The organism is Catenulispora pinistramenti, from assembly GCF_018274385.1.
In the GTDB taxonomy this organism is placed as follows: domain Bacteria; phylum Actinomycetota; class Actinomycetes; order Streptomycetales; family Catenulisporaceae; genus Catenulispora; species Catenulispora pinistramenti.
On sequence record NZ_JAAFYZ010000047.1, the window covers coordinates 1 to 24,370 of the forward strand.

28 protein-coding genes and 2 pseudogenes are annotated in these 24,370 nt (G+C 66.8%); 20 read left to right on the forward strand and 10 right to left on the reverse strand.

The annotated features are described in order from the left end of the window. Window positions 1–410 (forward strand): annotated as a pseudogene (locus KGQ19_RS15840) (hypothetical protein); the annotation flags it as partial. 454 nt (window positions 411–864) lie between these two features. On the opposite strand, the gene KGQ19_RS15845 reads toward KGQ19_RS15840, so the two are convergent. From KGQ19_RS15845 to KGQ19_RS15855, 3 genes are all read right to left on the reverse strand, one after another. Further along, window positions 865–1,335 (reverse strand): hypothetical protein, encoded by a 471-nt coding sequence (locus tag KGQ19_RS15845; RefSeq protein WP_212009924.1) that lies wholly within the window; start codon window positions 1,333–1,335, stop codon window positions 865–867. Window positions 1,336–1,454: 119 nt separating this feature from the next. Beyond that, on the reverse strand, window positions 1,455–1,706 hold the full coding sequence (locus KGQ19_RS15850; protein WP_212009925.1) for a hypothetical protein: 252 nt from the start codon (window positions 1,704–1,706) through the stop codon (window positions 1,455–1,457). Further along, complete coding sequence (locus KGQ19_RS15855; RefSeq protein ID WP_212009926.1) at window positions 1,703–1,924, reverse strand: hypothetical protein; 222 nt, start codon at window positions 1,922–1,924, stop codon at window positions 1,703–1,705. The genes KGQ19_RS15850 and KGQ19_RS15855 overlap by 4 nt, the downstream gene beginning before the upstream one ends. Before the next feature lie 310 nt (window positions 1,925–2,234). Between KGQ19_RS15855 and KGQ19_RS15860 the strand changes: the two genes are divergently transcribed. From KGQ19_RS15860 to KGQ19_RS15885, 6 genes are all read left to right on the forward strand, one after another. Beyond that, on the forward strand, window positions 2,235–2,990 hold the full coding sequence (locus tag KGQ19_RS15860; protein WP_212009927.1) for a GntR family transcriptional regulator: 756 nt from the start codon (window positions 2,235–2,237) through the stop codon (window positions 2,988–2,990). Then, window positions 2,987–3,940 carry an ABC transporter substrate-binding protein gene (locus tag KGQ19_RS15865; RefSeq protein WP_212009928.1) on the forward strand — a complete coding sequence of 318 codons (954 nt, stop codon included), beginning with the start codon at window positions 2,987–2,989 and terminating at the stop codon, window positions 3,938–3,940. Before KGQ19_RS15860 ends, KGQ19_RS15865 begins: the two co-directional genes overlap by 4 nt. A gap of 708 nt (window positions 3,941–4,648) precedes the next feature. After that, window positions 4,649–5,515 carry a helix-turn-helix domain-containing protein gene (locus KGQ19_RS15870; protein ID WP_212009929.1) on the forward strand — a complete coding sequence of 289 codons (867 nt, stop codon included), beginning with the start codon at window positions 4,649–4,651 and terminating at the stop codon, window positions 5,513–5,515. Beyond that, the gene (locus tag KGQ19_RS15875; RefSeq protein WP_212009930.1) at window positions 5,515–5,949 is read left to right on the forward strand and encodes a hypothetical protein; all 435 of its coding nucleotides are present in this window, start codon (window positions 5,515–5,517) and stop codon (window positions 5,947–5,949) included. Before KGQ19_RS15870 ends, KGQ19_RS15875 begins: the two co-directional genes overlap by 1 nt. 320 nt (window positions 5,950–6,269) lie before the next feature. Then, window positions 6,270–7,700, forward strand: a complete 1,431-nt coding sequence (locus KGQ19_RS15880) for an RNase A-like domain-containing protein (RefSeq protein WP_212009931.1) — start codon at window positions 6,270–6,272, stop codon at window positions 7,698–7,700. Window positions 7,701–7,749: 49 nt separating this feature from the next. Beyond that, entirely contained in the window at window positions 7,750–8,526 is a 777-nt protein-coding gene (locus KGQ19_RS15885; RefSeq protein ID WP_212009932.1) for a contact-dependent growth inhibition system immunity protein, read from the forward strand. 124 nt (window positions 8,527–8,650) lie between these two features. On the opposite strand, the pseudogene KGQ19_RS52780 reads toward KGQ19_RS15885, so the two are convergent. From KGQ19_RS52780 to KGQ19_RS15920, 7 genes and pseudogenes are all read right to left on the reverse strand, one after another. Further along, a pseudogene (locus KGQ19_RS52780) lies at window positions 8,651–8,932 on the reverse strand (Scr1 family TA system antitoxin-like transcriptional regulator); the annotation flags it as partial. A 102-nt stretch (window positions 8,933–9,034) separates the two neighbouring features. Next, on the reverse strand, window positions 9,035–9,853 hold the full coding sequence (locus KGQ19_RS15895) for a WbqC family protein (RefSeq protein WP_212009934.1): 819 nt from the start codon (window positions 9,851–9,853) through the stop codon (window positions 9,035–9,037). Next, window positions 9,795–10,457: a YdcF family protein gene (locus tag KGQ19_RS15900; RefSeq protein ID WP_212009935.1), complete on the reverse strand. Its 663-nt coding sequence runs from the start codon at window positions 10,455–10,457 to the stop codon at window positions 9,795–9,797. The genes KGQ19_RS15895 and KGQ19_RS15900 overlap by 59 nt, the downstream gene beginning before the upstream one ends. Beyond that, window positions 10,454–11,566: a hypothetical protein gene (locus tag KGQ19_RS15905; protein WP_212009936.1), complete on the reverse strand. Its 1,113-nt coding sequence runs from the start codon at window positions 11,564–11,566 to the stop codon at window positions 10,454–10,456. The genes KGQ19_RS15900 and KGQ19_RS15905 overlap by 4 nt, the downstream gene beginning before the upstream one ends. A gap of 651 nt (window positions 11,567–12,217) precedes the next feature. Continuing rightward, a complete protein-coding gene (locus KGQ19_RS15910) occupies window positions 12,218–12,373 on the reverse strand; it encodes an SAM-dependent methyltransferase (protein WP_212009937.1) in 156 nt (51 codons plus the stop codon). A 51-nt stretch (window positions 12,374–12,424) separates the two neighbouring features. Then, complete coding sequence (locus KGQ19_RS15915; protein ID WP_212009938.1) at window positions 12,425–12,850, reverse strand: NUDIX hydrolase; 426 nt, start codon at window positions 12,848–12,850, stop codon at window positions 12,425–12,427. 9 nt (window positions 12,851–12,859) lie between these two features. Beyond that, the gene (locus KGQ19_RS15920; protein WP_212009939.1) at window positions 12,860–13,657 is read right to left on the reverse strand and encodes a GntR family transcriptional regulator; all 798 of its coding nucleotides are present in this window, start codon (window positions 13,655–13,657) and stop codon (window positions 12,860–12,862) included. A gap of 189 nt (window positions 13,658–13,846) precedes the next feature. On the opposite strand from KGQ19_RS15920, the gene KGQ19_RS15925 reads away from it, so the two are divergent. The 13 genes from KGQ19_RS15925 (at window position 13,847) to KGQ19_RS15985 (ending at window position 24,362) form a co-directional block, all read left to right on the forward strand. Further along, complete coding sequence (locus tag KGQ19_RS15925; protein ID WP_212009940.1) at window positions 13,847–14,473, forward strand: hypothetical protein; 627 nt, start codon at window positions 13,847–13,849, stop codon at window positions 14,471–14,473. Continuing rightward, window positions 14,470–14,730: a hypothetical protein gene (locus tag KGQ19_RS15930; protein ID WP_212009941.1), complete on the forward strand. Its 261-nt coding sequence runs from the start codon at window positions 14,470–14,472 to the stop codon at window positions 14,728–14,730. The genes KGQ19_RS15925 and KGQ19_RS15930 overlap by 4 nt, the downstream gene beginning before the upstream one ends. Before the next feature lie 214 nt (window positions 14,731–14,944). Further along, window positions 14,945–15,514, forward strand: a complete 570-nt coding sequence (locus KGQ19_RS15935) for a hypothetical protein (RefSeq protein ID WP_212009942.1) — start codon at window positions 14,945–14,947, stop codon at window positions 15,512–15,514. Window positions 15,515–15,534: 20 nt separating this feature from the next. Further along, window positions 15,535–15,732, forward strand: a complete 198-nt coding sequence (locus KGQ19_RS15940; RefSeq protein ID WP_212009943.1) for a hypothetical protein — start codon at window positions 15,535–15,537, stop codon at window positions 15,730–15,732. A gap of 218 nt (window positions 15,733–15,950) precedes the next feature. Further along, window positions 15,951–16,892, forward strand: a complete 942-nt coding sequence (locus KGQ19_RS15945) for a cupin domain-containing protein (RefSeq protein ID WP_212009944.1) — start codon at window positions 15,951–15,953, stop codon at window positions 16,890–16,892. Between the two features lie 177 nt (window positions 16,893–17,069). Further along, window positions 17,070–18,395 (forward strand): tetratricopeptide repeat protein, encoded by a 1,326-nt coding sequence (locus KGQ19_RS15950; RefSeq protein WP_212009945.1) that lies wholly within the window; start codon window positions 17,070–17,072, stop codon window positions 18,393–18,395. A 129-nt stretch (window positions 18,396–18,524) separates the two neighbouring features. Further along, entirely contained in the window at window positions 18,525–18,917 is a 393-nt protein-coding gene (locus KGQ19_RS15955) for a LuxR C-terminal-related transcriptional regulator (protein ID WP_212009946.1), read from the forward strand. A 135-nt stretch (window positions 18,918–19,052) separates the two neighbouring features. Further along, on the forward strand, window positions 19,053–20,159 hold the full coding sequence (locus tag KGQ19_RS15960) for a radical SAM protein (protein WP_212009947.1): 1,107 nt from the start codon (window positions 19,053–19,055) through the stop codon (window positions 20,157–20,159). Continuing rightward, on the forward strand, window positions 20,156–20,791 hold the full coding sequence (gene tmk, locus KGQ19_RS15965) for a dTMP kinase (RefSeq protein WP_212009948.1): 636 nt from the start codon (window positions 20,156–20,158) through the stop codon (window positions 20,789–20,791). The genes KGQ19_RS15960 and tmk overlap by 4 nt, the downstream gene beginning before the upstream one ends. Beyond that, on the forward strand, window positions 20,788–21,615 hold the full coding sequence (locus KGQ19_RS15970; RefSeq protein ID WP_212009949.1) for an endonuclease/exonuclease/phosphatase family protein: 828 nt from the start codon (window positions 20,788–20,790) through the stop codon (window positions 21,613–21,615). The genes tmk and KGQ19_RS15970 overlap by 4 nt, the downstream gene beginning before the upstream one ends. A 34-nt stretch (window positions 21,616–21,649) precedes the next feature. Then, entirely contained in the window at window positions 21,650–21,973 is a 324-nt protein-coding gene (locus KGQ19_RS15975; protein WP_212009950.1) for a MazG-like family protein, read from the forward strand. 311 nt (window positions 21,974–22,284) lie between these two features. After that, window positions 22,285–23,820 carry an ISL3 family transposase gene (locus KGQ19_RS15980; protein ID WP_212009951.1) on the forward strand — a complete coding sequence of 512 codons (1,536 nt, stop codon included), beginning with the start codon at window positions 22,285–22,287 and terminating at the stop codon, window positions 23,818–23,820. Between the two features lie 251 nt (window positions 23,821–24,071). Next, a complete protein-coding gene (locus tag KGQ19_RS15985; RefSeq protein WP_212009952.1) occupies window positions 24,072–24,362 on the forward strand; it encodes a hypothetical protein in 291 nt (96 codons plus the stop codon). Window positions 24,363–24,370: the final 8 nt, after the last annotated feature.

Sequence of the window (24,370 nt, forward strand, 5' to 3'; positions counted from 1 at the left end):
CACCACCCCCGCGCCCGACAACTCCCCCGCCGCCGGATCCCCAGTGGCAGGGCAACGTCCAAGTCGGCTCCCTCGGCGACTCACTGGCCACCGTCCCACCAAGCCCGGACCAGTCCGGCGACCCCGACATCAGCGCCAGCTTCGACGGCACCTTCTTCGCCAGCCTCGGCGCCACGCAATGGACCGGCCCAGCCGCCCCGACCCCCGACGCCTGCGCGACGCTGCTGCTGGCCCAGAACTCTGCGCACGTGACGGTCGTCCCCGGCGCCGTGTACTGCCTCCGCGTAGCGCACAGCGCCTTCAACCCGGGGCGGCAGTACGCGGTGGTACAGGTGCTGAGCCAGGGGCGGGATGCGACGAACTTTCCCTACATACGGATTCAGGCCACGGTCTGGCCGGACCAGGAGTAGAGCGCAGCCTTACCCCGCGACCGACTCCCGGAGCAGCGGCGTGAAGCTCCGCCGCTGGTCAGCACTACCTCCAGAGAGCCGCTGAGAGAAGTGGGGATGATCATGGCATCAGGGCCTGTTCTGCGCTGCTCGACCTGAAACGCCGTCGCGCCGGCCAAGTACACACTGGAGAACGCATCCAGGCCACTGTCGACGTCGGCAACACTCAGGCCAAGGGCCAGCTCGAACTGCTGATGTTGCGCCATACACACAGCGAGCAGCTGGCCGACGAACGAGAGCGGCGCACAGCTGCGGAGCTGAAGGAACGCGACGTGCGGTTGGACAAGCTCGAATCAAGCCAGGCGGCCACGAACCGGCGCGTGTGGTTCCTGGCCGCGGTACGTCTGCGCTGGGTATTGCGGCCAACGTCGGGGTGCAGCTGCTGTTCGTGCACCACTGACCTATCGGCCCGGCGTCAGCTGGCGGCCAGCGTCATGTTGAAGCCGCTGGCGACCTCGGCCGGCATGAACGTCTGCGTGCCGCGGTGGCTGATCGTGACGGTGTAGGTGGTGGCCGCGGCGACGTTTGTACTGAACGCAAACTGGCAGCCGCCACCGCCGAACGTGCCAGCCGCGAGGCTCGTCACGGCCAGGGTCTTGCCGGTCTGGTCGCCGATGGTGACGGCGACTCCGGCGTTGATGTCCTGGTAACCGCCGCTGCCGGAGCAGGTGGTGCCGACGCTGCTGTAGCCGCCGTCCGGCAGCGTGAGGGTGCCGTGGACGGCGGTGGTCGCGGAGCTGCTGGCGCTGCTGCTCGTGTGGCTGACGTAGCCGGCGCCGAAGCCGACGCCGAGCGCGACAACAGCGGTCGCCGTCAGGACGGCGGAGCCGAAGCTGCGCCGCGGCGTGTCGGTCACGGTCGGTTGCTGCGCGATGTCCGTATCCATGTTTCCCCCTGGTACCCGATTCAGTGCGCTGAGAGTACGCGGGGGCCCGGTTTCCGGAAGCGTACGGTCCTGGACACGCCGACGCCCGGCCGCATTGCGACCGGACGCCTCTGGTTGACCTACTTGGAACCCTGGTGGGGCCACCTCAGCGTGACGACGGCCGTCCGGATCAGTATGGCCATGGCGTCGCGCACCTCAATGGAGTCCGCCTCGTCGAGATCGGCTAACCGTTCGTTGTTCCAGCGCTCGTCGCCGAGGCCAGCGCCGGCCAGCCGCCACGTGCCGTCGGCGGCGCGGCCGAGTAGGACGCTGTCACAGCCGCGTGCGAGGTTGTGGACGACGGTGTCTGGGCGCGGTGTCCAGGCGCTCACGTTCCCTCCTTGTAGACGGGCGTGAGGGTGTAGTAGGAGAACCCGCCAGGTCCACCGGGGTCCCGATCGGACCAGACGAGGCCCTGCTGTGAGAGGTGGTCGCCGACGCCGCCGACGCGCTGCGCGATCATCGCGGCCTCGTAGGCATTGACTTGCTGGCCGCCGGGCTGGCCGTTGCGCTGCCGTAGCCAGTAGGCGGGTGTGCGCTCGTCTTTCACGACTGGCGTCCCAGGTAGGTCACCTGGTCGGCAGGCACTGACCATTCGAGGCCGCCGTTGACTGGCCGGAGCCAAACGCTGCCAGGCTTGTCGGGGGCGCAAAGATGTGGGGGTATGGGCGGTGGCATGACCTCGCCGACACGGCCTTGAGTATCACGGGCGAGGCGTCGGCCCGAGGTGGTGATGTCCTGTCTGGGCTGCATTACGGCTCTCCGCTCATCCCAACTTGAGTACCCAAGCCGGAACGGTATTCCTACACTGCGAAGCCGGTCAAGAACCTGGGTAGCCAAGTGGCGCTATCGTGGCCAGCATGAGCACCGTGACGTCTCGACGAGAACGGATCGCGGCCGACCTGCGAGCAGCCATCCTCGACGGTCGCTACGGGCCTGGGGACGCACTGCCGTCAGCAAGCGAGCTTTGTTCGCGCTACAGCACAAGCCGTGTCACCGTTCGCCGCGCGCTGGAGACGCTGCACGCTGACGGTCTCATCGACATGAGACAGGGTGCTGTGCCGCGCGTGCGGACCGAACCATCAGTACGTATCGCAATCGTCGCGGCGGATTGGCGTCGCCACCGTGACGCCGGCCGCCCCGGGTTCGATGCGACGGTCGCAGAGCACGGCATCATCGGCCGCCAGGAGATACTGGACGTGCAGGACCAGGTAGCCGCGCCGGGCCACATCGCGGCGGAGCTCCATCTCGACGACGGCGACGCCGTGGTGATGCGACTGGTCCGCATGTTCGCCGACGAGCAGCCGGTTCGCATGGCCCGCAGCTGGTTCCCCGCCAGTTGGGCATCCGGTACGGCATTGGCCGAACGGAGACGGATCCGCGGCAGCGCCGCCCGGCTCGTCGAGGAGCTCCGAGGCCCACTCGCCACATCCTGGATCGACCTGGAAGGCAGGAACGCCAGCGACAAGGAAAGAGAGCTCCTGAAATTGGCCCGCGGCGTGACCGTGGTCCACACCACGACCACATTCGAAGACCGGTACGGCAATCCGGTGTACGTGCAGGAGGAGATCTCCGACGCCAGCCGGCACAGCTGGCGCTTCCGGGTGGAACTGTGATCCGCGCCGGGGCCTGCCTGTCGTTGACGGGCAGGTTCGCGCCGTTCGGGACTCAGGCAGCGAACGGGCTGCGGTTGTGGGCAGCCGAGGCCGACGCGGAGCTGGTGGTGGTCGACGACGAAAGCAAGCCGGCGGTGCTCGAAGCGCGGATGCCGGAGCTCGCCGCGAACGTGGACCTGCTTTTCGGGCCGTACTCCACCATCCTGGCGCGGGCGGCCGCCGCGTTCGCGCAGCGCCGTGGATTGCTGCTGTTCAACCACGGCGGCAGCGGCGGACAGTTGAACATCCCCGGTTGCGTAGTGAACATCCTGACCCCCGCCGATCGATACGCATCTCCGTTCGTAGCGCACCTGGCCAAGTCCGGCTCGGGGCGGTTGTTCACGTACTGCGAGATCGGACAGTTCGGCCGCCAGGTGACCGCCGGCGCCGGCCGGGATGCGCGCGCAATTGGAATCGCCATCGATCAGCTCGACTTCGACGCGCCCCCGGACGGCGAATGGGACCTGCTGTCGGCCGGGGTGTATGAGGACGACGTCGCGGCGGTGAACCGGGCACGCACGCTGCCGAACCCGCCGCGGCTGGTGTGCAGCGTCGCAGCCGGGGTCGCCTCGTTCGCCGACGACGTCGACGATGCCGAGGGCGTGTTCGGGGTCGGACAGTGGGCGCCGGGCGCGGTCGGCGCGGTGGAGGCCGGCATAAACGAGCGCGAGTTCCTGCGCGCGTGGGAAGAGCGATTCGGCGGGGTGCCGGACTATCCGGGGGTGCAGGCGTACGCGGCCGGGGTGATCGCCGCTGCGGCCGGCCCGGGCCCGCACTGGGACACGGTCGCCGCGCTCGACCTGACGACAGTGTTCGGCCGGTTCCGCGTTGACGCCGCGATCGGTGAGCAGACGGGCCATACGGCCGTGCTCACTCGGTGGCGCGGCGGCCGGTCTCTGATCGCTCGGTAGCGGAGCCGTTCCCGGCGCTGATGGCGTCGGCGCCGGGTCTGCAGGCCGTGGCGACCTGCACTAACGAGTGATCTTCATAGGAAGGAAATGGGGATGCTCATGACGCGACTCAAGACCCATCAAGTCGTATCGCGTCGTGAACATCGTCCACATGTGAAAGGGCCCTCTGACCCGCTTCCGCAGCTCAAGCTACGGAAACTAAGGTCAGAGGGCCCACGTCTCGAGAGCCGCTGAGGGGACTCGAACCCCTAACCGCCTGTTTACAAGAGCGGTAGGTTGTCGCCTTGACCTGCGGCGCGCGCCCGCTCCCTCGTTGTTTTCCGCGTATTTCCCGCACGGGATGCGGCGCCACCGTGGAGGTCATCTCGCCCCCGCTTAGGAGGCGGGTGCTCTATCCCCTGAGCTACGAGGGCAACGCTCCGAAATCCTAGCGTGGGACGAGGTCAAGACACTCCCGGCATCTGGGTCCGTGTCCGGACGCCACGCGCCGCAACGGCCCCGGCGAAATCTCCCCGCTATTTCCCCGCAACCTGACCTGACGGCTCGGACACCACATCGGCCGCACCGAGCGTACCGCCAGCCCAGCCCACCCGCCGCGCCTTCCCTGCTCAGCCCCGCCTGGCCCCGCCGGCGGGGCTGACTCCTTTCTACGCGCCTTCGCGCCGTGCCTCGCTCCCAAGCCCGCCAGCACCTCTTAAGGACTTCTCCATGCAGCACCACCCGATAGGCAGCTTCGACTGGAAGCGCATCGTCAAGCGCGCCGAGCTGCCGCGCACCACGAAGCTGATCGCCGAGTTCCTGGGCGACTTCGCCAACGCCGACGGCACCGAAGTACGACCCGGCGTCGAGCTGCTCGCGAAGATCGCCGGGGTGTCCACCCGGACGGTGAAGACCCACCTGAAGACGCTGCGAGCAACCGGGCTGATTGAGAAGACCAAGCACTCCCGCGCGCTCGGCATGGCCGACGAGTACCGGCTCACCGTGCCCGGCCTGGACCGCACCCCCGTCCCGATGCGCCTGGACCCCGACTACATCCGCATCGAGACACCCGCGCCCGCCACCGACGAACTCCCAGAGGCTGTGGATAACGCGTTCGATTCTGTGGACTCATCTGTGGATGAGGCTGTGGACAACCGTTCGAGCGGCCCGTTCGGGGCGGACGCCTACGTGAAGCTGGATGCAGCCCTAGGTGAAACTGGACGTCCGTCTAGGGGAAGCGGGCTTCACCCCTCTATCCAGACCAACCACTACCAACCATCTACTGGGTCACCTCAGGTGGGTACCTCACTTGAGGCTGTGCACCCGACCGATCAAGGCGAGTCGATGGCGAGGGGTGGGTCCGAACCGAGCGACGCCGAATACATCGCTGCATACGAGATCTTGATCGTCCTACCGGACACCGAGCCGTTCAACACCGTGGCGCTCGCCGAGTTGCATGCCGCTGGGATTGTCGATCCCTCGCCCAGGCAGATCGCGGTGCGCGCCGCCGACATCGCCACGCGGCCGGCGGTACCGGACGAGCAGCGGAGCACAGCACCCGTCGCCATCGGTTCCCACCCGGCGGAAGGAGCCTGATGCCGCGGACCACTGTGGTCGACCGGCCCGACTTCCACGCCTGGCGTGCCTACCGGGCCGTGGTCGACGCCGAAGCCGCCGTCGAGCAGACAGCGGTCTTCCAGTTCCATCCAGAGGGCCGAGGGCGGGGCCACGTCGGCGTATGGATCCACGGCGGCCCGGCCGCCGGCGTCCGGATCGGCGCCGTCCTCACCACCTACCGCGAGTTCACGGACCCGGCCGCCGGGTCCGTCAGGCGGCGGCCCGGCTACACGGCGGTCGCCGACGCGATGGTGGCCAACGGCACCGTCAGCCCGGCCGCACCCATCATCACCGGTTTGGACTCGCGTACCGCCGCGGCGGCGCTGCTGTACGGCCGCTGGATCGAGCGTCGGGCCCGGCATCTAGTCGGCATAGTTGCTGGTGAACGGCATGAAGCACGAGCGCTCTGCTAGTCGAGGACGCGGATGAGTCCCACCTTTGACATTGGCCCTCCGGCTGTCGGTGGCCCGTGGCAACCTTCTGAAAAACGCACCGGCGCGAAAGAGGAACGGTCCGTGCAGGTGGACCTTGCGATGCCCGCCGAGGTGATCGAGGACGCGGACAGGCATGGCCGAAACAGAGCGCAACCGAATCGTGCTCGGGGGTTACCGAGATCGTGACCGCTTTGTAGACTCATCTCTCGTTGTGTGCGGGATAGGGCCAGGCCAGTACTGCTGGCCCAGCAACTGCTCACGCCTGATTTGAGCAGCACACTCGGGGGAGGGCTCGAACGATGGCGCGTCCGTCTGGCTGGGACGTATTGGGTTTGGACGGAGATCCAACGCCTGGTGTGGTGGAGTCGGTGCAGGCTCTGGCCAAGGAGTTCGGGGACTTCGCCCATGATGTCGAGGCGGCGTATCGGAACCTGAACAGCTTCGGTTCCGACACCGCGGCCCTGGAGTGGGTGGGTCAGACCGCGGAGGCCTTTAAATCCGCCTATGGTCCGCTGCCGGGGCGGCTGCAAAAGCTGTACACCTCCTATAGCGAAGCCTCTGACGCACTGTCCGCGTACGCGCCGAAATTGCAGAATGCGCAAAGCAAAGCAGATGCGGCGCTGCGGCAGGCCAAGGACGCCGAGGTCGATCTACAGCGTGCCACGACCTCGGCGAACAGCGCTGCGACCGATTTGAAGACTGCGCAGCAGAACCACGCGGTGAACCCCAACCCGCAGGCCGTGACCGATGCCCAGACGGCACACGACACCGCGCAGACCAAACTGAAGAGCGCCGAGACCCAAATGTCCGCCCTGAAGGCGCAGGCGCAACAGGCCCATGACGACCGCATCGCCGCAGCCAAGGACTGCGCCAAAGCACTCGGCCATGCCCAGCACGACGGCATCCACAACAAGCATTGGTGGCAGCACGTCGCCGACGACGTCCTGTCGACTACCGACGGTGTCCTGTCAGCGGTCGGACACTTCGTCGAAGGTATGAGCTACGACCTCGCCGATGTCCTCCAGGTACTTTTCAGCAAGCAGTCACTTCTCGGCATCGCCCAGACGCTCGCCGGGCTGCTGATGATGACCGCGGGTGCCGGCGGCGAGATCGGCGGCACAGCGCTCGACCTGACCGGGGTGGGCGCCCTACTCGGTGTTCCGGTGAACGCTCTGTCGGCAGGGCTGATAGGCGGCGGCGGCGTTCTGGCCGTCAAGGGCTTGCACGACTGGATGGCCGCGATGGCCAACGGCGACTACAACGCCTGGCCACGCAACAGCCGGGGCGGTCCGAAGCCGCCGCAGCCGCGCGAGGCCGACCCTGGCGGCGACGAGGACTTCGGCGGACACGGTGTCGAAAGGCACGTCGGGCGCAGCGACCAGCAACTCGCGGAACGATTCGAGAAGAACCTCAGGGACGTCAGGGAAAACGGGAGAAGGCCGCTCCAGGACGCATCCACCTACGAGAACTACGCCGACGAGCAGCGGTTCTCGCAGCAGGTCGTCGACTCCAACAAGCAAGAGATCAGCGACTGGCTGAAGAGCAACCCAAAAGGGACCCAAGAGTTCACGATCGAGGACGCCGATGAGGTGACCGGACGTTCCCTGTCCCGCCAGGACTGGCAGAATGGTAACGGCCCAAGACAGGTGCGCGGCGCCACCGTGGTCTTGCGACCCGATCCGAGCGCACCCGGCGGCTACTACATCCTCACCACCTTCCCCTCCGGCTGACGCCGAGGGAAGTACTTGACCGACATCCACGACACACGAGGCCAGGGCGATGACACAGCCGGACATCTTCGACGACGACGCGCCGTGGGCCGAGTGGCTGCCCGAGCTGCGGATGATCCTGTCCGCCTACAACTCGGTGCTCGACGACCGGTTCTCTGACACCCCGGAAGTCCCGTCGAAGGCGATGCGGTCCTACCTGCGGATGGCGACCTACTATCCGGGTCGGGCATTTCGAGCGACCGCCGAGATTTTGGAGGTGCTCAAGCGCGGCCTGGACTCGCCCGAGGTCGCCGCCGAGTTGGCCACGATGCCCCCCATGGGGGTGCCGCAGGGCCGCACTCGCGAGGACTGCCTGATGATGATGATCCCGCACCTGGTCGCGTTCACTGAGAGCGGCGAGCAGACCGAACCCGCCGTGCCGGAGACCAAGTGGGAGTGGCGACAGCGGCTGCCGAACCTGTCCAGGCTGCTCGGAGGCTACTACCACCAGAGCGCGGTGGACTATCTGTTCCCTGATGTGGAAGACGACAAATACGACGAGGCGGCCTTGGCCGAGTTTTATGGTAGCGGTCCCGATCCGCGTGCTGCGGCGGTGGTTGCCGAGATCGGCGAGCTGCTGGAGATGGGACTTGACGAGGACGCGCTGGAGGCCGCGGTGACCGCGCTGGGGTCGGACTACGGCCCCCCACCAAGATGCTCCCGAGAGAGCTGGCTGATGGAAGTGGCCCAGCACCTGTCCCAGCGTCTCCAGGCCGATGGATATCAGCCGCCGGAGGGCCTGAATCCCGCTTACCCGCCGCACGACAAGCGCGCGTTCGCCCGGTGATACCCGCATCGGATGGCCGTCCCTCGCTGGGGATCACCGCGTCGGCGACGATTTCGATGCGGCTCATCGGTGACGCCGCCACCCGGGCCCGTATCGGCACGATGCCGAGACGGACGTTTGACTTGCCGGCTAGGTCGAGCAGGTGCTCCAGCTGCTCTGTCATCACGTCGGGGTCGGCAGTGGCCCCGTACACGTGCTCGGCAATGACGGCGTGGAAGCACCGGTCTACATCATCAATGAGTTGTCCGCGAGCCATGCGCAAGTCGACGGCCTGGGCCACGGTGTCGGGCAAGCCCAACAGATCGCGAGCTTCGGTAAGGCGCGCCGACGCATAGGCGTGGGTCTGGTACTTGCCGGGGATCACCGACGGGGCGAAGTTCTTGAAGACGCAACCGGCAGTTTCCATGTCGAGGAGCTTCTATTGTGTAGGGGCAGTGCCGTCGGTCATGGTCACCATGTGTCGGTTGTACTCGATGCCCATCGTGTTCGAGTCCTTCGCGTGTGATCACTAGGCCGTGGAGGGACGGAGATCAAGCAGGCCGCGGTTGAACGCGGCGACTGCGGACAGCAGCTGGGTCAACCGCTGCGGGCCGACGGTCGCCAATGCCCAAAGGGCACTGATCCTGCGGGCGGAGGCCCACATCTCACCGGTCGATTCCGCGGGCGTGCGGAAGGGGATGATGCCGATGTTCCGGGAGGAGAAGTACTCCGGTTCGAGATAGCTCATCCCGCCGGTGCCGCACAAGTAGGTGGTAGCGCCGACCAGACCGGCGAGGTCCCCGAGCCGTTCGGATCTGCCGTTCCCAGAGGGCAGGTCGCTGCTCATCATGGTTTGCCCAGACCAACGCAACTCATCCAGCAGCGCGGTGGTGGAAGCTTCGGCGACGGCGCCGATCCGGCCAGTAGCGTCGAACGCCGCCAGGGTCGCGTCGACCACGCGGGCGACGACAGGCCAGTACCGGCTGTGCCGGTAATACTGCTCGATGAGCAGCGCGAGCCGGCGGCGGCTCCGCTCGGGCTCGGCCACCACGGCCTCCCCGATGACGGTCGCCCGACCGGCGGGCAGATGGGCAGCCAGCGAGAGCCACTGGGTGCGGGCCGGGTCGCCGAGTTGCCCGAGGCGCGTACGGTGCTGGTAGTCGCGGCGGGTGAACTGGACATCGTCCAGCACGATCCGGATGTCCGCCGCGTAAAGTTTGGCCAGGGTGGACAGCCGCGGGAACAGATTCGGCTGATGGATCGCGACCGCCGCGGACGACGGGCGAGGGTCAGGGCTTGGGCAGGACGCTGTCGTAGCCGGCGACGATGAGACGTTTGAGCGCAGCATGAACTTCCTCCGGGACGACTTGCTCGATCATGTAGCCGTACTTGGGGTACTCGATGATCCGCTGGAGGTCGCCGACCATGTCGCAGAGGATGTGCCTCTGGTCGGTGAAGGATGCGAGGTATTCGGGGAAGGCGATCGGCTGGGAGGCGCAGACGACCTTGACCTCCGGCCACTGGGCCCGGCAGGTGGCGAACGCGCGCCGTTCCATGAACGGCATCGCGATGAGCGTCACGGAGGTCGGCACGATGCCGGCCTGGCCGAGGAGTTGCCGGGAGAGCATGATGTTTGCGCCGCTGTTGGTGGCCTTGTCCTCGATCATCATCGCCGACTCCGGCACACCGGCCGCGAGGGCGGCGGCGTGGAACGCGACGGCCTCCCCCTGTGGGAACACGTTGATGGTGTAGTCGTTGGTGGCGCCGGTGAACACGATCAGCGGAAACCGGCCCTGGTGGTACAGCGTGGCCGCGTGACGGGCGGCGCCGAGGTCGAAGCTGCCCAAGACGACCGCGACTTCGGTGTTCCTCGGTTCGTGTCCGAGCAGGTGGAAGTCCCACAGGATCTGGGCATCTCGGCGGTGCTCGTCGGTGATGTCCTGGGCGGTCACGCACGCTCCTTGCTCGATGGGATGCCGCTCACGGCCGGCGCCGTGAGCGATTGACGGATCCTTTGGATGCTGCGTAGTTGGTGTCCCAGATTGAACTGGCCGGCGACACGATCGACATGATCCAGACGGGTGAGCCCTTCAACCTGGGTCGCGGCATCCGACACCAGGATGTGCGCCATGGCGGTGCCGAGCTGAACTTGCTGAAGCGGCGAATGAGCCCGGCCGGTCGAGCGGGCGATCTCGATGTGGCGCATGGCGCCGGCCAGGTTGCCTGTGCCCCGGTACGCGAGAGCGATCTTCTGCTGGGCGCTGGACCAGTCATCAGGCTCACCCAGCGTCTCGAACATGCGCGCAGCTGTAACCATGACGCTAACTGCCTGGTCGTGCTCATCCTGCTTACTTAACGCGGTCCCGACCCACAACGCGGCACGTCCGCGGTCCCGGGCGCTGAGTCGGTCGTCGACGGCGAGCTGATCGTACTGGCGGCCTGCCGAGACCGCGTCACCGGACATCTCCGTGACCACTGCCAACGACAAGTCGATCTGCGCGACGCGCCGCGGGATACCCAGCTGGGTGAACACATCGCGGGCTTTGCGGTAGGTCGATTCCGCCGATAGCTGCCCCAGCAGTGCGCCCTGGTCACAGTGGTAGTCACCGAGTAGCGTCAGGGATCTGCCGTAGAGGTACAACCCACGCTCGTCTAGCTTGTCCGGTTCGAGTCGCGCCAGCCATCGGTTCAGCAGCTCCCCGGCAAAGCCGAAGTTCTGCCAGCTCAACGCAACGACCGTACGCTCCAGGTCCTCAGACCACGCTTCGAAATCCAGGGTTGCTACGCTCTGTGCCACCTTGACACCGGCAGCACCTGCTGGGCGAAGTTCGGCCATGAGAGCTTCGAACCGCAGCTGTTCATCGGCTGTGGCGCGTGCCAAGACGGTGTCCAAGATCGCCTGAATATCGGGGCGGGGGACCGTAGCCGTGCGGAGCTGGTTCCACTTGCCGACAGTTCGAGGGGCGACGCCGAGACGGTCGGCGAAGGCGCGAACGCTGTCCCGGACAGCTCGTTGCAGCGCCGAGGCCTCAAGGCCTGTCCATTCGCGCAGGTAGACCACGGCACACCTCCCTTCCGCAGCCATCGAACCACGCTGACGTCGAGCGATGCACCGGAAGTGCAACGGAAGTACTACAGCAGGTCATTCCCGCCGCAGCACCCCAAGTCCACGCTGGGTGTCGAGGGAGTCGCAGTGCGTTCGAACCGAAGGCTCCCAGGACAACGAGGGAGGCGCGAATGGGTTGGATCACTGAGCGGCATGCCGTCGATGATCCGATCGTCTACGGCTTCCTCCGCGATCCAGCTTCGACCAATACCCGTCTCCAGGCTTTGTCTGCGGCGCTGACTGAGTACTGCCGACAACACGAGTTGACGCTCGGCGCTGTCTTCACTGAACGGCCAGCGATCGCCTCGCCGGATGTCGGCGCGTTCGACAACCTGCTTGCCGTGCTCCAGTCCCGGCGGCCATATGGGGTCATCCTGCCGGCCCGAAGTCACCTTGGCCCTCGACATCTGGCGGCCAGTCGAGCACGACTGATCTCGACATACGGGGCTCGTCTCATAGCAGTTCGAGGTTCTGACTGGCTCCCCGGGCAAGGGCTGGAGGAGTCAGTCCGCGGGAACCGTCAGCTCTCTTCTAATCCACTCCGAGAGGAGGAGTATGTACAGCCCGCCTCACCTGCACGTAGGTCATAGCCATATCGGGGATCATCTACTCCTTCGCGGGGGCGAAGTAGTCGGACAACATCTCGGTGGCCCACACTGCGGTTCGTACATCGCCACGGGGTCCGAACTCAGGGAACCAGGGCTTCACCTCCAGCACCGGCTTCCCATCGACCGCGTCGAGTTCGGCGACACGCAGCTCCATGCCGTCGATCTTGATCAGCAGGCACCTGAGGTCCGGCTCGGCTTCGCCTCCCTACAGCAAGCTGGTGCCGTCATGGCTTCGGGTGACGGGTTCGAGACTGTCGAGCGCGTCGGTGACTCGCACCGCGAAGGCTTCGACGGAACCCAGCCCGATCGCCTCGCGATCCAGCCACAGAACCTCGGCAGCTTCGTCGTTCACGGCCGCCTCACCACCGATCAGCTTGCACCGGTAGACCAGTGCCACGACGCCGATCTTCATGTTCTTGTAGACCCCGGTCAGTCGAAGAGGCGCGACCTGGTAGCCGGTCTCTTCGCCGACCTCGCGAACCAGCCCCGAAAGAATGTCCTCATCCTCTTCCAGGATCCCACCGGGGATCTGGAGTGCGCCGTTGTCGCGACGCCGGATCATCAGCACTTTGCCATCGTCGCGGACGGTGACACCGGCGACGGACACCGAGTGGCGGTAGTACTCAGGCATGGCGGACCCTCACTCGGCCTCGAATTCGTAGGTGTACTTGATGGTCGGGCCGTTGACGACGGAGCGGAAGACTTCGAGGACACGGGCATCGTCCGCGGTCTCCCCGGCGGAAGCGCGATAACCGAAGACGTGACGTACCGTATCCGCCACGGGTACGCCTTCGCCGATGCGCAGCAGCTTTCGCTCCTCGGGCTCAGGCATCCGCGCAGGACCGTGTTCGACGTAGTACTTCGTGAAGACGAACCCGACGTCCTCCAAGCGGGCAAGGCTGCCACCCGGCCCGGTGACGATCTCCCGGATCGCGGTCCCCGCGACGTCCTCGACACGCCAATGCGATGTGGCGATCTGATTCGCAGTGTCGTCGACGTATTCGCGACGAGTGCGCTTGAACACCGTTGCGCCTTCGGCGACACCGAGCAGCGCGGCGATATCGGCTGGCGCCGGCACATCGGCGAGTTCCAAGAGCTCTTGCCGGAAGGACAGACCGGCGGCCTCGGCGTCGGCTTGTTGGGCGGACTTCCCCACCGCCCGGAACGATCGCCGGAAGCGCTCTTTGCCCAGACGGATCAACGGGGCCGGAGCCACGACGAATACGCCACGACCTGGCTGTCCTGCGACTCTGCCCTCGTTCTTCAGTTTGTCAACGCCCTGCCTGATGGTCTGGGGTGCGACACCGAACTGTTCAGCCAACACGCGCTCGGAGGGCAGCTTGTCTCCCGGTCGCAAGACCTTGTCCTTGATCTGCTGACGCAGGAAGTCGGCGATCTGGACGGACGGGGACCGCGGGTCCATCGGGTCGATGGTCATGGCCGCATGGTACACACCAACCTCACTAGCGAGGTATTGCGGTTGATCTTACTCAGCGCTACGGTCCACTTACTGCACTACCTAACTAGTGAGGTTGCGTTCAAGCAGCCGCGCCAGACAGCGGGCGGCCCGAAGTGGAGTCCCTCCATTGCAAAACCCTGATCACACATAGCGACGGAGGTGGCGACCATGCCCAAGCAGTCACGATGCGGCCATGCCCTGACGGAGACGTTCGGGGAACACAGCACAGCCCCCTCACCGGTGTATCTGACAACGGCCAACGGGGCTGGCACCGGCCTGCTGCCGTACACGAGTGCTGCGGCACTGCTGGAGCACGTCACCGCCTCACCTTTGAACACTGTCACCGGCGACCTGACCCTCGGCTTCGCCTGGCCCGTGCCCGGCGCACGCCCCCGGCGCTCCTACGCGGTGATCCCGCTGGCTGCCCCAGTCTGGCCGAACACGCCGTATCCGACCGCCGTCACCGTCGAGTTGTGGTGGCCGCCTGATCAGGACGGCTACCGGCACGTCCGATCCTTCCTGGTGTGGGCGGACGCCCCCTACTACGCCTACCGGATCGCCTGCTGCCTGTGGTCCACGGCGGCCACGGGTGCCGGAGCGGAAGCGGCCTACCTGTACGGCCCAGACCGGCGCACCGCCTACCGGGTCAACAACTTCGCCAAGACCTGCTCCCAGATCCCTGAGAGCTACGTCGCCGCGATCGCGGCCACCGCCGCTGACCGCGACACCACCGACCCACTACCCGACAGCCCGCAGCCTGCGGCAGCCGTCCTTGAAGAGGAGCGCGTCTCGTGAGGGAAGAACGCATCGCCGGAACCCTGACCTACACCGGTACCGCCGAGGAGATCGTCGCGCTGTTGCGCGGACACGCCGATTTGCGTGACGGCAGCGCGGACTTCTTCAGCGCCGCCGACATGCGCCGCGGTGCCGACGAGATCGAAAAGAGCCTGTGCTTGGAGTACAAGCTCTCGGCCGTCTACCGGGTCGAGGACGCGGACAGCGCCCAGGCCGAAGGCGACGGCGAACTCGTCGACACGCGCGGCAACCCATGAGCCGGTGCGCGCCGCCGCCCACACCGGGGCGCGCACCTTCCCCAGACCAGCGGCCCTGGCTTGTCTGCCCTTGCGCCCGCCGGGGCCGCTGACCAACGCGGGCGGTCCGCGCGCCGGCGCACCGACGATCCCCCCGACGCCGGAGCGCTGCGCAAACGAGGAAGGCGCGGACCGCCCGCAGCACCAGGACACACGACACGAGGGAAGCCGTCCCATGACCGCCCCGATCCTGACCGTCTACCCCGGCGCAGGTGTTCCGCCGTCAGGTCATGACGAGTTGCGCGTGCCGCCTGCGCAGATGAAGACCGGCGACCGCCTGCTGCTGGGCGGACGGATCCGGACGGTGCGGCACGCCAAGCGCGATGGTCGCCGACCGGCCGCTGTGCTCCTGGACGCGGCCGACGGCGGCCCGAACGTCGAGGAGTGGGTGCCCGAGACCGGTGACCTGCCGCTGCCGATATGGCGGCCCAGCCGCAACGCCGCCCGGGAGAGGGCGGCCATCACCAGCGGCCGCTCCACCGCGACCCGCCACCTGGTGGTCGCCGCGTCGCTGGCCTCAGAGCCGGACCTCGGCCCCCGGATAGTCCGCGGACTCGGCTCAATCCCGACCACACGCGACAACCGCGGTACACATGGCGAGGCCCGCGCGCAGTTCCCGGCGTTCCAACGCACCCGGCCTGAACCGGACCAGGCACCTGCCCTCGCCGCCAGCCCCAGTCATATCGCGCAGCTCTACGCCGCCATCGCGACCATCCGCGGCTCCGGCCAGTCCGACCAGTTCTGAGCCAGCCAGCAAGGAAGCCCATGAACACCCAGATCCAGCCCGCCGCCGTCACCATCCCCAGGCAACGCACCTGCGACAACACCGCCAGCCGCGCCGAGGCCGGCCGGGACCAGGCCTGGCCCGGCGACGTTGATGACCGCGGCTACACGCTCTGCTTCAGCAGCGCTGACGACATGGGCACATGGCTCACTCCGGAAGAGGCGGCGGGATCGGTGTGACCCGGGCGGCCGATCTGACCTCGGTGGCTTGATCGGCCTGCCCTCCGGGGCGTCCATGCACCCGATGCTGCGCGGCAGCGACGACCAGGGCCGTCTCGGAGCAGCAGCGCCCACGAGCGCCTGCGAGAAGTAGCGACTTCCAGCCAGAAGCAATGTGAACCCCGGCCCAGGCATGAGGCCTGTACGCCGGTCCCACCAATCACGATGGAGGCACACCCTTGTCCATGCTCACGGCCGAGAACCAAGCTGCCGAATACATGGTCGAGTGCGAACCGATCAGCACCGACGAATACCGGATCATGGCTGACGCGGCGAGCCGCTTCGGTGACCGATACGGAAGCGGATACGTCACCCGACGCGCCGTGCTGGCCGAGATCGGGGGGTTGCAACAGCTGGTGCGGGCCCCCGAGGTCTTCATGGGGGACCACACGACCCACCAGTTCAGGAACGAACACGGCCCGCAGACGGCGCACTGGATGATGAGCGGCGTCTACACCGTCAATGACGAGTCGGTCCGCTTCGAGGTGGACTCACACCGGCAGGCGGCGGCGATGACCGCAGTGGCGTGGGCGGCCGCGCGTACAGCTGGCGGCCCTGGACCGGAAGCCAAGGTCAGCATCTTCCGGGGTGCGCTCGACCCGTCTTGGCTTGCCGAGCTTCCGACGCCCACGCCCGAGGACCGGCCCGTCGAACAACTCACGGCGCTGGTTCAGGGGGCTGACTTCGCTCGTTTCGACACCACCGAGCAGGTCCGCGCCGCCTATACCGAGCAGCACCGTACGCACGTGTTCGAGGGCATGAACGCCACCTACGGATGGGCCTACCTGGCATCACGCTGGCTCGGCGCGCTCTCCCGCAGTGACCTGACCGTCCTGGTCGACCTGTTCGACTCCCGGCACGGCGACGGCCGCCTGGATACGCACTACGACTGCTGGTACAACGTCACGGTCCAGCTGTCCGGCGCGAAGGACTGGCGAGTCGGCCGGGGCCTCATCGTCCCCGGCGAGGAGATCGTCACTCACACCATGCGCGCCGGCGACGTCATGGTGATACCCCACGACGTCCCACACCACGTCGACACGCCGGCCGACCCGGGCCACTCCCGGCACCTGATCTTCACGATCGACCGCCGTGAATCAGAGCAGCTGACCACTCCCTAACGCTGCGCCAGTGGGCACCTGACACAGACCACCGCCGCGCCGGTGCGACCACACCCGGCTCGGCGGTGCACCACCTGCAACACAGAAGCCGATGCAGGCATGTCCAAAAGCCAGGCGCCTGCCCAGGCCCCGGACACCAGATCCAGCACCACCAACAATCAAAGGGGGACCGAACCCATGTCGACCATGCTCACGCCAGAGCAGTCCGATGCCGCAGCCGCGGTGCTGGAACGCCGCTACGCCAAGCGCGACGGATCACACACCTCAGACATTAGCGATCGAGCACGACAGGTGCTCGCGGCACTGATCCGGCGGTACGCGCTCGCCGCCAACGCCGCCCGCCGCGTCTCGCACATCCTGCTGCCGCCGCTGCCCGGCGATGACGAACTCGACGGTGCGCCCGAGTTCGCGACGTTCGCGGATGCCCAGGCCTACTACCTGGCCAACGAGGAAGGGATCCACCAGGCGCTGATCGAGGCCGGCCTCTACGGCGTCGACGGGCACAGCAGCCGAGTGGTACGAGGGTTCGAGCAGGTGATGACCACCGTGCACAACCCCGGCCGGCGGATCGAGCTGGCCGAGCTCGCGCTGACCAGCGCGCGCTGCCACGATGACGCGCTTGCCGAGGCACACGCCCTGATGAACCGCGGCGGCGGCTACAAGATGGGCGAGCAGCCGCTGAAGGCAGTCACGGACTATCAGCAGGCAATACAACTGTTCGTCGAACTCCACGACGACGCCGGCGCGCGCGAGGCCTTGAGCCGCCTGGCCGTTGCGCACGCTGCCGCCCGGCACCTTGACGACGCCGACGACACCCTGGATCAGGTGCTCGCGCTGTGCGAGGAAGGCGATGTTCTCGCGGCGTTGGCGTACGCCACCCGGGCTTGGGTGGCCACCCAACGCGGCGAGTGGGATCAGGCGATCACCGCCGGGCTCATCGGGCTGGACAAGCTTCAGGCGTGCGATGCGGCCAAGGTGTGGCTCGCCGACGCGCACCTGGAACTGTTCAAGGCCTACATCCGCTCCGGCGATATCGAGAACGCCCGCCAGCACCTGACCGCGATGACGACGCTGCTCGCCAACGATTCACAAAACGTCCCACCGCGTATCGCCGCCGCCTTGGCCGACGGCGAGTTGCTGCTGGCGCAGGGACACCACCGCGACGCCCTGGCGTCGTACCAGCGCGCCGTGATGCTGCAATCCGCCAACCCCCAGCCCTACGGCCTCGGCAAGGCGTTCGACGGCACAGGCCAGGCCCTGCACGGACTCGGCGAGTTCGACCGGGCCGCCGAGCAGTTCACCTTCGCGCTCCGGGTCCGCCTCCGGACCGGCGAGTCGTTCGCCATTGCCCGCAGCCGCTGCTACCTGGCTAAGGCGAAGGCCGCGGCCGGGCACATCGCCGGAGCCGTCCGGCTGCGCGAACAGGCCCTGACCGACCTGACCGGCCTCGTCGACCCTGCCGCCGACCTCCTGCGCGCCGAGCTGAACCGGCTGTCGCTCTGATGTGCCCGAAGGAACGGAACTCAACACACACCCGGCATCGCGCCGGTCAGGCGCAGTTCCGCGGCAAGCAGTTGTCCCCCGGGACAGTTGTGACCCAGTGGGAGGTCGGCTGCTGTGCCGCCTAAGGTTGTGCCAGGGATCCCATCGGAGCGGCAGGCCGAAGCGTTGGAGCTGCTGTCCAGCGACCTGAGCGCGTCCGAGGTCGCGCTCAAGATGGGTGTGAAGCCGCACACGATCGGCACCTACGTAACGCAGTCGGCAGACAAGCTCGGGGTGCGCCGCACCCCCGCGGTGATCATGCTGGCCTGCTCCAGCGGGCTGATTCCGCTAGCCCTGGGCCGCGCATCGGTGCCCGCTGCGCCGTTCCGGGAGCTGGTGAGCCTCGCCGAGGCACTGAAGAGCGCGACCAGCCTGGACCTACCGGCCCTTCAAGCCAGAGCCAAGACGACACTGGCGGCCTTGGCCACTCAGAACACGCCGACCTGGGCCCTGTGCAACAGGAGCGCCAAGTCCGACGCATAGCAATGTAGACGCTGCCGGGCCGAGCCACCACATTCACCCGACCCCACAGCGCACCTCACGGGGTTAAGAAGCACCACCGTCAACACGGCACGCCTGGCAGGTGTTGCCGCGTCCCGGACGAGGAGACCTGAACCCATGACCGCCCGCAGCATCATCCAGACTGACCTGGCCACATCCTGCTACTTCCGCACCTCCGTAGACTACCCAAACCGCAAAGCACTCATTCAGATCATCGAGCCGTGCAACCTGCGCTGTGCGCACTGCTTCGTCTCGGCTACCAAGCACGGCGCGATGATGAGCCTGAAGCAGATCTGCGAAAGGACGATCCCGCGCCTGGCCGCTGCGCGTGTCACGCGTGTCACCCTCACCGGCGGCGAACCGTTCATGCACCCCGACCTGGTCGCCGTCGCTACGGCGTTCCGCGAGGCCGACATGGGGGTAGGCGTGTGCACCAACGCCACACTGTGCACTGATACACAGATCAAGGCCCTGACCGAGCTCGGCGTACACATGAACGTGAGCCTGGACGGCTTCGCCGCCGATTCCCACGGAAAGTTCCGCGGCGACCGGGCCAGCTTCGAGACCACCGTGGCCACCGCTCGCAAGTTCGCGAAGGCCGGCATCCTGCAAGGGCTGCTGTGTACCCCGAACAACCTGGCCGAGGACGCCGAGTACGAGCAGCTGTGCCAGTTCGCCACGGACAACGGCGCCGCCTACGTGCTAATGAATCCGCTGTCCTCCATGGGCCGGGGGGTGAAGAGCATGGACAAACTCGCCTCCCCCGAAGACCACATGCGCAGCATCCACGCCCTCACCGAGCCGTTCGACAGTGCAGAACTGGACGTAGTGCACATCCGCTTCCCCAATAGCGAGCTACCGCTGGCTGGCTGTGAGGCCGGCACCATCATCTACGTGTTCACCGGCGGGGAGGTAACCGTCTGCCCCTACCTGGTGTTCGCCGCCCGCACCCCGCAGTCGCAGCACGCCGACACCGAGTTCATCGTCGGCAACATCTTCGAACACGACGACATCGCCGAGCGGCTTGATGCGTACCACTTCCACGAGCGCTACACCGTAGGCGCCAACGACACCTGCACCAGCTGCTCCAAGTCCGGCAGCTGCGGAAAAGGCTGCCCGGCAGCAGTGATCTCCGCAGGAGGCCGCATCGGCGACGTCGATGCCGAGGTGTGCCCTGTGACCACCAGTGGCCGCCAGTTGCTGCCGATTGTGGGCGTGTCGTGATCGTCCCCAACCCGGCCCGCGGGCTGTTCATCGCCTTCGACGGACCCGGCGGCGCTGGCAAGTCCACGAGCCTCGCAGCGGTCCAAGCACATCTGGAAAGCGACAGAGGCGTGCAAGTCCATGCCACTGCCGAGCCCACCGACACCGAACTGGGGCGGCTGATCAGGACCGGAACAGACTGCTACCGTGGCCCGGCCCTGGCCCACCTGGTCCTGGCCGACCGTCACCAGCACCTGGACAACGAGATCCTGCCAGCGCTGGCAGCCGGCAAGATAGTGCTGTGCGACCGCTGGATCGCCTCCACGCTGGTGCTCCAGGCGCTGGACGGCGTCGAACCCGGCACCCTGTGGAAGCTCAACCGGCACTTCCCACACCCCGACCTCACCGTCATGGTTACCGCCCGGCAGGCTGTGCGGGCCAAGCGGCTCGCCGAGCGCGGCACCCACAGCCGGTTCGAGCGCGATGCGGAGCTGGCCGTACAAGAGGCTGACCTTTTCGCACACACCGCTACCTTTCTGCGAGCGCGTCGGTTCAACCTGTACGAAGTTGACACCACCGACGCCGCCGCGGAGCAGGTCGCCGCCGAGGTCGCCACTTGCATCAAGACACTGAGAAAACGGCAGGATCCGTGACATCACCGCTGACACCCCAGCTGGGAATTCTCACAGCCAACATCGGCAACCCCTCGCTGCTCCGCGCCGAACGCCAACTCGCCTGGCTGGCAACGCGGCCCGAGCACATCCTGGTGCTCACCGAAACGGCCGACAGCGTCGGCTGTGCATTGCTGGCTGAGCGTTTTACCGGCGCCGGCCATACCGTCGCCTTCCCGACGCCGACTCGCGGCGAGCGCGGCGTGATGATCATCAGCCGTGCTCAGACCGTCACCACGACGCGTCCGTTGGACGTCGGATTCCTACCTCACCGGGCGGTGTCCCTGGCCGTCGGCACCGACGCCGGCACCGTGGAGGTCATCGGCCTGTACGTGCCCTCCCGCGACGCAGGAGCAGCCAAGACCGAACGCAAACGTCTATTCATCCAGGCCTGCCGCGACCACCTACCCGGCGCTGGCGATGACCTGCGGCTTATCGTCGGGGACTTCAACATCCTCGAACCCGACCACAATCCCCGCTACCGGATCTTCCAACCCTTCGAGTACGACTTCTACCGCTGGTTCGCCACCGCCGGCTACACCGATGCCTGGCGCAGCCTGAACCGCGAGGGCGACCCCCACTACTCCTGGGTTGGCCGCACCGGCGACGGATACCGCTACGACCACGCCTTCACCTCCGCAGGCCTGCACTCCCGGCTGATCGAATGCGAGTACGTCGACGACCCCCGCACCGGCAAGGCAGCACTAAGCGACCACTCGGCGCTGTCGGTGCGCCTGGCCCTCGCCACCGATGAGCTGTTGCTAGTGTCCGATCCGACCGTCTCAGACCAGCAGGCGCTGTTCTGACCCCCTCCTTCACAAGAAGCGGAACCCCACCACCATGACCTCTGACGGCACCTGGGACACCATCGCGCAGCTCACCGCCTGGCTCGACCGAGACAGCCCCGTGCCGCCCGACCAAGCCCTACAAGTACGCATCCTGAAGATCACCGAGGAGACTGGTGAAGCAGCGCAGGCGCTCATCGGCGCAACCGGGGCCAACCCACGCAAGGGCCACAGCCACACCATGGCCGACGTGAGCAAAGAGCTGTGCGACGTCATTCTCACCGCCATGGTTGCCCTGCGGACCCTCACCCCCGACGCTCAGACCACATTCGCAAAACACCTCGCCAACGTTGCTGACCGTTCCCTGACACCCCGCTGATTCACTCCTATTGACACCTCGCCTTTCGACGTTCTGGCAGGGCTGTGAGGCTAAATCCGTTGAGGCTTCGCTACGGTGCTGCCATGCCCGAAGACCAGCGTCGACAACGCCACCACGGACATGCTCTGTCTGTGTCAACGGCCATGAGGAAGTCGGGGTGGGTGGACGGGTGATGGCGAGGCTGGCGGACATCAGAATTGGTTCTGGCGCTGATCACGTGATTTGGCGGTCTTGATCTTCCTGGGACCCTGCGATCATCGGCCGAGTGTCTATCTCAATATTCTGACGTCCCGCTCCCGCATCTGGTCGGCGTGCTGTTGGAGCAGGTCGCGCGCGACGAGGGGCATGTAGTGCTGACGGCCACTGCTCGCTGTGCCGCAGCATCCTGCCCTGGCTGCGGTGAAGCCTCGGCGCGGGTCCACGCCCGATACGTGCGTAAGGTGCGGGACACCGCGATCGGCGGCGCCGAGGTGGTGATCCACTTGGGGGTTCGGCGATTCCGCTGCGAGAACCCCGGATGCCCGGCAGTCACGTTCACCGAGCAGATACCGGGTCTGACCAGCCCGCACTCCAGGTTCACTCCGCTTCTCGGTGGCGAACTCGACGCGATCGGTCTGGCGTTGGCCGGCCGTGCCGGAGCACGGCTGTCCGCGAAGCTCGGGATCGGGGTGAGCAGGCACACCCTGCTGCGGCGGGTCCGCGCCCTGCCGGAGCACCCCTCGCCTCGCGGTCCACAAGTCCTCGGCGTCGACGACTTCGCCCTCCGCAAGGGACATGTGTACGGGACGGTTTTGATCGATTTAGTCACCCACCGGCCGGTGGACCTGCTGCCCGAGCGCACCGCGCTTCCACTGGCCACCTGGCTCCTGGACCACCCCGGAACGGAGGTGATCTGCCGGGACCGAGCCGGCGCCTACGCCGAAGGCGCCCGAATCGGCGCCCCCGACGCGATCCAGGTCGCAGACCGCTGGCACCTATGGAACAACCTGTGCGAGGCGGCAGAGAAATCCGTCGTCCGACACCGCGACTGCCTGCGCGAACCGGCCGTCGAGCCAGCAGAACCCACCGCAGCCGCGACCTTGGATACCAGCTTGCAGGAGGCGACCACCTCACGGCTCGCGATCCGCACGATCGAACGCCACCGCGCCGTCCACGAACTCCTCGAAGACGGCAAGAGCCTGACGCAGATCCAGCGCAAGCTGGGCTGGGACGCCAAGACCGTGCGCCGCTTCGCCGACGCCGACGACCCGTCGCAGCTGATGGGCGGCGTCACCAGGCCCAGCGTGCTGGACGAGTTCAAGCCCTACGTCATCGACCGCTGGAACGCCGGCGTCACCGACGCCGTCGTCATCACCGCCGAGCTGCGCGACCTCGGCTACGACGCCACCGCCCGCACCGTCCGACGGTTCCTCGCTCCCTACCGGAAGGCGGCCGCCAAGATCCCGACAACCGCGGTCCCGCCCAGCGTCCGCGAAGCCACCGGCTGGCTCACCCGCCACCCCGAGACCCTCGCAGAGGAGGAACAACAGCGACTCAAGCAGGTCCTGGCCCGATGCCCCGAACTGGACGCCCTGGCCGAGATCGTCAAGTACTTCGCCAAGATGATAGCCAACCTCGACGGCCACCTCCTCGACGACTGGATTACTACGGTCCGCACCGCCGACCTCCCCGACCTGCTGCCCCTGACCAAAGGCATGTGCCACGACCACGCGGCGGTCACCGCCGGACTGACCCTGCCGTTCAGCTCCGGCACCGTCGAGGGCCACGTCAACCGGATCATGCTGAAAAGGCAGATGTACGGACGGGCGAAGTTCGACCTGCTGCGCAAGCGAGTCCTCTACGCCTGAAGATCAAAGCGAAGATCGTTCACGTGATCAGCGCCAGAACCACTTCTGGTGTCCGCAGAACCAGACTCTGCTGTCCGCCCAACAAGACTTTGACACGTCCGCCGTCAGTCTGTGGCTAGAGCCTTGGGGCACCGATCACTGGATGCGTCCGGGCGAGGTGCTCACGGTCGTCACCGAGGGCGACCCCGAAGAGTCACCCCGAAGAGTCAGCCTTCAACGTGGTCATCCACAATCAAGGAATCACCGTGTGGGTGAACAACGCCAACACCGCCGAGGTCTCCGACCAGAACGGGAACGAGGTCCCCTATGGTCATCAGCGCCCGATCGAGGCGATCAGGGAGTTCCTCGCGGGCGCGAAACAACTGCTGGAGCATGTCAACGCCAACGGCAGATCATCGATGCATCAGGAGATTGCCCGCACTCACTACGAGCGGCTGAGGCAGGAACTCGCCGAGGCCGAGGCCCTGCAAGAGGGTGAGCCGGACGCGACAGCCAGCGTCCTGACCAGCGACGACGATGCCAGCCGAGCCGACACTCGATAGCGCGATAC